This window comes from Rhodoblastus sp., from assembly GCF_019449565.1.
Classification (GTDB): Bacteria; Pseudomonadota; Alphaproteobacteria; order Rhizobiales; family Beijerinckiaceae; genus Rhodoblastus.
Genome location: NZ_JAGRPM010000019.1, coordinates 82,493 through 89,282 on the forward strand (window position 1 = coordinate 82,493; position 6,790 = coordinate 89,282).

Annotated in this window: 7 protein-coding genes and 1 pseudogene; 4 read left to right on the top strand and 4 right to left on the bottom strand. The window is 61.6% G+C overall.

Annotated elements, in window-relative coordinates; translation table 11 throughout:
- The first annotated feature begins 485 nt into the window (after positions 1-485).
- On the top strand, positions 486-968 hold the full coding sequence (gene greA, locus QZ409_RS04220) for a transcription elongation factor GreA (protein ID WP_296707332.1): 483 nt from the start codon (positions 486-488) through the stop codon (positions 966-968).
- A 320-nt stretch (positions 969-1,288) separates the two neighbouring features.
- Here greA and QZ409_RS04225 read toward each other — a convergent pair whose 3' ends face one another.
- Positions 1,289-1,513, bottom strand: coding sequence for a hypothetical protein (locus QZ409_RS04225; RefSeq protein ID WP_296707333.1), 225 nt, complete (start codon positions 1,511-1,513; stop codon positions 1,289-1,291).
- Here QZ409_RS04225 and QZ409_RS04230 point away from each other — a divergent pair.
- The 3 genes and pseudogenes from QZ409_RS04230 to QZ409_RS04240 form a co-directional block, all read left to right on the top strand.
- Positions 1,512-1,688: pseudogene (locus QZ409_RS04230) on the top strand (NAD(P)H nitroreductase); the annotation flags it as partial. The gene QZ409_RS04225 and the pseudogene QZ409_RS04230 sit on opposite strands and share 2 nt — an antisense overlap.
- A 136-nt stretch (positions 1,689-1,824) precedes the next feature.
- Complete coding sequence (locus QZ409_RS04235) at positions 1,825-2,268, top strand: GNAT family N-acetyltransferase (RefSeq protein WP_296707334.1); 444 nt, start codon at positions 1,825-1,827, stop codon at positions 2,266-2,268.
- 170 nt (positions 2,269-2,438) lie between these two features.
- On the top strand, positions 2,439-2,807 hold the full coding sequence (locus QZ409_RS04240; protein ID WP_296707335.1) for a hypothetical protein: 369 nt from the start codon (positions 2,439-2,441) through the stop codon (positions 2,805-2,807).
- A 675-nt stretch (positions 2,808-3,482) separates the two neighbouring features.
- Here QZ409_RS04240 and QZ409_RS04245 read toward each other — a convergent pair.
- The 3 genes from QZ409_RS04245 to QZ409_RS04255 all read right to left on the bottom strand — a co-directional run.
- Positions 3,483-5,828 (bottom strand): heavy metal translocating P-type ATPase, encoded by a 2,346-nt coding sequence (locus QZ409_RS04245; protein ID WP_296707336.1) that lies wholly within the window; start codon positions 5,826-5,828, stop codon positions 3,483-3,485.
- Between the two features lie 4 nt (positions 5,829-5,832).
- The gene (locus QZ409_RS04250) at positions 5,833-6,063 is read right to left on the bottom strand and encodes a DUF2933 domain-containing protein (protein WP_296707337.1); all 231 of its coding nucleotides are present in this window, start codon (positions 6,061-6,063) and stop codon (positions 5,833-5,835) included.
- Positions 6,064-6,205: 142 nt separating this feature from the next.
- Positions 6,206-6,790 (bottom strand): efflux RND transporter permease subunit (locus tag QZ409_RS04255; protein WP_296707338.1); only part of this gene is annotated, 585 nt, incomplete at its 5' end.

The window sequence follows — 6,790 nt, forward strand, 5'->3', positions numbered from 1 at the left end:
ATCCGCCGACTTCGTACGCTCGTCATCCTGTCCGGCAAGGCCCGGACCTGGCGCCAAGCCGGCGGCCATAGATCATATTCGAACGGCCGTTATTTGCGGTTCGGAGCTTCAGCGCCGCCTACGCGTTGTGTTTCAGGCCAGCGGTCCGCTGGGAGCTGGGGCGGGAATGGTCGGACAAGGAGGTTACGTCCATGCCCAAGACTATCCAGCAACAAGAGCATGGCCACACGCCTTGGAACAAGGGACGTCTTGTCGTTCAGAAGCGCCCCTCAAACCGAAAGAAGTCTGGAATATCCGGGCCCGGCCTCAAATCGAGGCGCGTAAACGCGAGCTTGCAACCTGGCGATCGACAGCAAATTAAGGGGGGCGATCTCACCCAATCGCAAATCGCGACGGCAATCTATAGATTGCCAACATGAAGAAAACCGGATTTCTCTATTTCGACGGGGCGCTGACGACGCGAACCAGCTTTAAAGGAGCCTAAGTTGAGTGTCGCCTTCACCAAGGAAGACAGTGCGGAAACAGCGTCGGAGATTTTGCTGCCCGACCGGCCGATATCTCCACATCCGAACCTTGTTACGGAAACGGGATTGAAGGCTCTCGAATTTCAACTCGAACAGGCTCGCGAGGCCTACGAGACGGCGCAGAAAATCGAGGACGTGAATGAACGGCGGCGGCACGCAGCAATTCCCTTGCGCGATATCCGCTATTTTGTGGCGAGAGTTCGGACCGCTCAGGTCATCACCGATCCAGCGTCAACCGAAACCGTCGCCTTTGGGAGCACGGTGACGTTTAGACGCGAGGATGGGCGCGTACAAAAGTATCGCATCGTGGGCGAGGACGAAGCGGACCCTAAGTCCGGCTCTATTTCCTTCGTATCCCCAGTGGCGCGGCTTCTGTTGAGCAAAGCTGTTGGCGACGAAGTCGGCGTATCCGGTCAAAGGCTTGAAATCATTTCAATATCCTAGTTCGCCGCATCTCAGAAGGGGCTAACATTCAACGCGAAAATGACGGCAGCTTTCAAAGCAATGTGAAAGCCCGGTAAAGTGGATGCGCAAATCTTGCTAATGTGGTCACGACCGGGGCTTGGATCGCGATCTCGCATCTGGATTGCCGGCGCCAGCGATGGTCTCAGTTTGACCCAAAGCGGTCGGCCGCGCTTGGGATCGTCGCTGGCGCTCGACGGGAGCAACGGGCGTGGGTGGTCGCGATAGACGATTCCTGGCATCAGCGCAGATTCGGCAACGCTCCTGATGGCGCCGATGACAGCGCGCTCACCCAGAATGATTCAGGCAGCAGGGATCATAGGCGTCGGCATCGCGACGGCGGCAGGTTCGGAAAAACGCTTGACGACAGCCGCGACCAGCACGCTTGCAGCGGCGAGCAGTCCCAGCACGCCGTAATCCACGACGCCCGACAAAAATCCCAAATTCATCTTCTTCGCCTTCCCGGCGGGCCTCAAAAAGTCGTCCCGTTCTCGATCTTCTGGTTCTGGAAAAAGGGCGCCGAACATGCCCCGACGCGCGCCCCTTGTGATCGTCATCGTCGCAAAGGCGCGGCCAAGCGAAATCGTCACGTTGTTCGAACAGCAATTGACGGCGGGCTGCGCAGTAATGGCGATGCAGATGGCGGCTGTGGCGCTGGGTTTTTCCGTCTGGCGCTCAGGCTGGCCGATGTTCGACGCCCGCCTCGCGAAAACGCTGGATCTCCGCGAACATGACCGTATCGTCGGCTTCCTCTATCTTGGGACGCCCGCGCGTGAGTCCAATGGGCCGCCCGTGCGGCGCCGGACGATTTTGTTCGTCATCTTTGAAGTGAAGGCCGATGCGGATCGAAGAACTCGAGCAAAAAGATTTCGCGGACTGGGCGCCGCTCTGGGCGGGCTATCTGACCTTTTACAAGGCCGATCTAACGGCGGCGGCGACAAGCCTCACCTTCGCGCGCCTCATCGACCCGACCGAGCAGATGGGCGGCTTCATCGCCCGCGACGAATTTTCTACGGCGCGGGGAATCGTTCACTGGATTGATCATCGCTCCTGCTGGACGACCGGCGATTATTGCTATCTGCAGGATCTCTTCGTCGCCGATGCGGTTCGCGGACGCGGCGTTGGAACAGGTTTGATCGAGGCGGTTTCGTCGGCCGCGAGTCTGCGCGGCTGCTCACGCGTCTATTGGATCACACATGAGACCAATCTCGCCGCGCAGGACCTTTACAACAAGGTCGCGGATCGCAGCGGATTCATCCAATATGTTCGGAAACTGGCGTGAAATTGGACCTGAGATCGATGAGGCCAACCATGCGTTTCCCTCAATTGAACGCGGCCGTCCTGGCTCTCTTGCTGGCATTCTCCGTCTCGGCAAAGGCTCAGGAAACTACGGATTGCGATAAGTTCAAATGGAGCGTTGCGCGCGAATTGGCGTGGTTTGCGGCGTCGCCCATGCCCGTAGCGTCTGGCGCAAGCGTGAGCTTGGGAGATCGGGCGTTTGCTGTGGCGCTCAAGCCGGTGGAAGCGGCCGGGTTCGTCATGGAGCCGGAGCGCGCGCCAAAGCCCGGGACCTTTGGCGCTGTTTTGAGATTCGATTCCGTCGACAAGGCGGGCGCCTACCAGATCACCCTGTCGAATGAGGCGTGGATCGACGTTGTCCAGGGGGGTGCGCGTGTGAAATCAACGGCATTTTCGGGCCAAAAGGCCTGTCCAGGCGTCCGGAAGAGCGTTCGTTTTGATCTCATCGCGGGGCCGTTGATCGTCGAAATCAGCAATGCCGAAAGCGACACCATCGCCCTCGCCATCGCCCCGGCTCAATAGAAGCCATCGCACGATACCCGGCGGGATGCTGATCGCTCCTTCGCCGCCGCGTTACATTGGGGAACAGCGCGGGGGGCGTAAGAGGGTAGGGCGCTGCTTTTATCGATCTTACTCGCTAAGACGCAAAACCGCGTCCGCCTTACCGAAATCTTGTCCGATCTCGATAAACCGTCTTAATCGGCTGCTAAGTAATCGATTTTATTGGCTGGGAGACCTGGATTCCCAGCAACATGCCTCAGTGGCCGCAAACCCCCGGAAAATATGGAGAGTCGAAGCACTCTGGACATGCTTTTGGACCATGCGATTGGACCATCTGTCAAGACCATTCTGGCTGGCCGAGCGCCTGCGGCCATCCCCTCGGTTTTGATCTCGTCGAACAATTGCGCGGGGGTACTCACTGCGTGAGTACCCGCTCTGGTCGGGTTGCGTCAGGAGCAGCGCCGCATCCGGCTTGTCATTGGCGCGCATGCGCCTAAGCGACGGTTCCTCGACCGGTCAGACGATTTCCAGAATGGTAAGATCGCGTGCGGGCTTCAGTTGCGCAGATATTTGATGAGGGCGGCGATCCCGAGGATCAGGACGACGAAAATCAAGACACCGAAGAAGCCCATGCCCCACATGCCACCGCCCATCGTCTCAAATGATCCCATCATGGCTTCGATCCCTGGCTTGCAATCATAGGTTGACGCGCCGGAGCCGCGCGGCGTTGGTGATGACGCTGACGGATGACAGCGCCATGGCCGCCGCCGCTATGATCGGCGACAGCACGATCCCGAAGGCAGGATAGAGCGCTCCGGCTGCGACCGGGAGGCCGAGCGCATTGTAGATGAAGGCGAAAAACAGGTTCTGGCGGATGTTGCCCATCGTCGCCTGCGACAGCCGCCGGGCGCGCACGATGCCGGTGAGGTCGTCCTTGAGCAGGGTCACGCCGGCGCTTTCGATCGCGACGTCCGAGCCCGACCCCATGGCGACGCCGACGTCGGCCGCCGCCAGGGCGGGCGCGTCATTGACGCCGTCGCCCGCCATGGCGACAATCCGTCCGGCTTCCTTGTAGCGTTGGACCACCAAGCTTTTCTGTTCGGGCAACACCTCGGCCTCGACCTCGTCGATTCCCAGCCGGCGAGCGACGGCTCTCGCCGTCGTCCAGTTGTCGCCGGTCAGCATCACGACTTTTACGCCAGCGCTTTTCAAGGCGGCGAGCGCTTCAGGGGTTGATTGCTTGACCGGATCGGCGATGGCGATGGCGCCGACGGCTTTGCCATCGACTCCAACAAAGATCGCGGTCGCGCCATCTTCGCGCAGCCGGTCCGCTTTTTCCGCCAGACCGCCAGTTGCAACGCCCTGATCGGCCAGAAAGCGGGCGTTGCCGAGCACAAGGCGTCGGCCCTCGACCGATCCCAGCGCCCCGCGTCCGGTCGGCGAGTCGAAGTCCTCGACGGGCGAAAGTTTCAATCCTCGCGCTTTCGCTGCGGTGACGATGGCCACGGCCAGCGGATGTTCGCTCGCCGCCTCGACGCTAGCCGCAAGGCTGAGAACTTCGGTCTCGTCAAATCCGTCGCCTGTCACGATGGCGGTGACGGCGGGCTTGCCCTCGGTGAGCGTGCCGGTCTTGTCGATGACGATAGTATCGACCTTTTCCATCCGCTCCAGCGCTTCGGCGTTCTTGATCAACACGCCGGCTTGCGCGCCGCGGCCGACGCCGACCATGATCGACATCGGCGTCGCCAGACCCAAAGCGCAGGGACAGGCGATGATCAGCACGGCGACGGCTGCGATGAGGCCGTAGGAGAAGCGTGGTTCGGGGCCGAAGATCGCCCAGGCGGCGAAGGCCAGAACAGCGACGAGGATTACCGCCGGGACGAACCAGGCCGCGACCTCGTCGGCCAACCGCTGGATCGGCGCGCGGCTGCGCTGCGCTTCGGCGACCAATTGCACGATCCGCGACAACATCGTATCGCTGCCAATCTTTTCAGCGGTGATGACGAGCGCGCCGCTCTGATTGATCGTGCCCCCGATCACTTTGGCGCCGACCTCCTTGGTCACCGGCATCGACTCGCCCGTCACCATGGATTCATCGACCGCGCTTCGGCCTTCGACGACCACCGAATCGACGGGAACCTTCTCTCCGGGACGGACCCGCAGCCGATCGCCGACCTGAACGGCGTCGAGCGGCGCTTCCTCCTCGCCGCCATCGGACTTGATCCGCCGCGCGGTTTTTGGGGCGAGGTCGAGTAGGGCGCGGATCGCGCCGCTCGTCGTTTCCCTGGCGCGCAATTCGAGCACCTGGCCGAGCAGAACCAGCACCGTGATGACGGCCGCCGCCTCGAAATAAACGGCGACGGCGCCGTGGGCGTCGCGGAACTCGGATGGGAACAATCCCGGCCATATCGTTCCGACGACACTGTAAATCCAGGCGATGCCGGTTCCCATCGCGATCAGCGTGAACATGTTGAGTTTGCGCGTCCGAACAGACTGCCAGCCGCGCACGAAGAACGGCCATCCGGCCCAGAGAACGACGGGGGTGGCGAGCGCCAACTGGATCCAGTTCGAGAGTCCCTGACCAATGAGATGGTCGAGACCGGCGAGATGTCCGCCCATTTCGAGGACGACGACCGGCAAGGAAATGGCGAGGCCGATCCAGAACCGGCGCGTCATGTCGGCAAGCTCGGCGCTCGGCCCCGTCTCGGCCGTGGCCAGCACCGGCTCCAGAGTCATTCCGCAAATCGGGCAGTTGCCCGGCCCGACCTGGCGGATTTGCGGGTGCATCGGACAGGTGTAGATCGCCCCGTCCCGCGCCGGCGCGACGGAGGTTTTTTGCAGCGCGGATTGCACATATCGCTGCGGTTCGGCGACAAACTTGTGATGGCAGCCGGTCGAGCAAAAATAATAGCTCTGTCCGCCGAAATCGGCCCGGTCGCTCGATTTCGCAGGATCGACCGCCATGCCGCAGACCGGGTCTTTTACGCTTGCGGCGTTGTGGTGATGATGGCCCTCATGGGCCGCATGACGCGGGTCGGACATAGGATCATTCCCCTGTTGCGTTGGGGCGCGGCTCGATAGCGTTCGTGGCGTCCTTGCCGCCATGCGCGCCGTGGTCGTGACCGTGGTGCATGAAGATGTGCGCCAGAGGACAGGCGAGCACGATCAGAAAGGGAAGGGCGTCGAGCGCGTGGCGCCAATGCCAATAGACGACAAATGCGGTCGCGGCGGCGCACAGGAGCAGAAAGGGCGTCTTGCCACAGAGCAGGTTGTTCATGATCTTCTCCTCCAATTTTCAGGCGCAGCGCGCCTTCGTTCAGTAGTCAGGCGGGCGAGCGACGCTCCTCCGATTGCCGAAGCGAACTTGCTATGATGACGGAATAGCGTCGTGGCATGGTGAGTCTCCTGAAAGACGGCGCCTATTCGGCAGCCGCGCTTTCAGCCGGTCTGGTTCGGGCCGTTGCGTCATTGTCAGCTTGAGCAGCCGCCTCTTCGCGCAGCAGGGCGAACCCCTTGATCAGGTCGTAGATCGCCGGGATGACGACGAGGGTCAGGATGGTCGAGGACACCATGCCGCCAATCATCGGCACGGCGATGCGCTGCATCACTTCGGAGCCGGCGCCAGTGCTCCAGAGAATCGGGATGAGACCGGCCATGATGGCCGCGACCGTCATCATTTTCGGCCGCACGCGCTCGACGGCGCCGAGCATGATCGCTTCGTGCAGGTCGGCGCGCGTGAAAGGCCTGCCCTCTTCGGCGCGCTTGGCGGCGACCTCTCTCATCGCGTGATCGAGATAGATCAGCATCACGACGCCGGTCTCGGCGGCGACGCCGGAAAGAGCGATGAAGCCGACCGCCACCGCCACCGACATGTTGAAGCCCAGATGCCACATCAGCCAGACGCCGCCCACCCAGGCGAAGGGCAGCGAGGCCATGACGATCAGGGTCTCGGTCAGCCGCCTGAAGTTGAGATAAAGCAGCAGAAAAATCACCAGCAGCGTCAC

Excerpts from the sequence above, each read along its gene's own strand:
- QZ409_RS04225 (WP_296707333.1), bottom strand. The coding sequence starts at position 1,513 with ATGTTCGGCGCCCTTTTTCCAGAACCAGAAGATCGAGAACGGGACGAC.
- QZ409_RS04235 (WP_296707334.1), top strand. The coding sequence starts at position 1,825 with ATGCGGATCGAAGAACTCGAGCAAAAAGATTTCGCGGACTGGGCGCCG.
- QZ409_RS04240 (WP_296707335.1), top strand. The coding sequence starts at position 2,439 with ATGCCCGTAGCGTCTGGCGCAAGCGTGAGCTTGGGAGATCGGGCGTTT.
- QZ409_RS04245 (WP_296707336.1), bottom strand. The coding sequence starts at position 5,828 with ATGTCCGACCCGCGTCATGCGGCCCATGAGGGCCATCATCACCACAAC.
- QZ409_RS04250 (WP_296707337.1), bottom strand. The coding sequence starts at position 6,063 with ATGAACAACCTGCTCTGTGGCAAGACGCCCTTTCTGCTCCTGTGCGCC.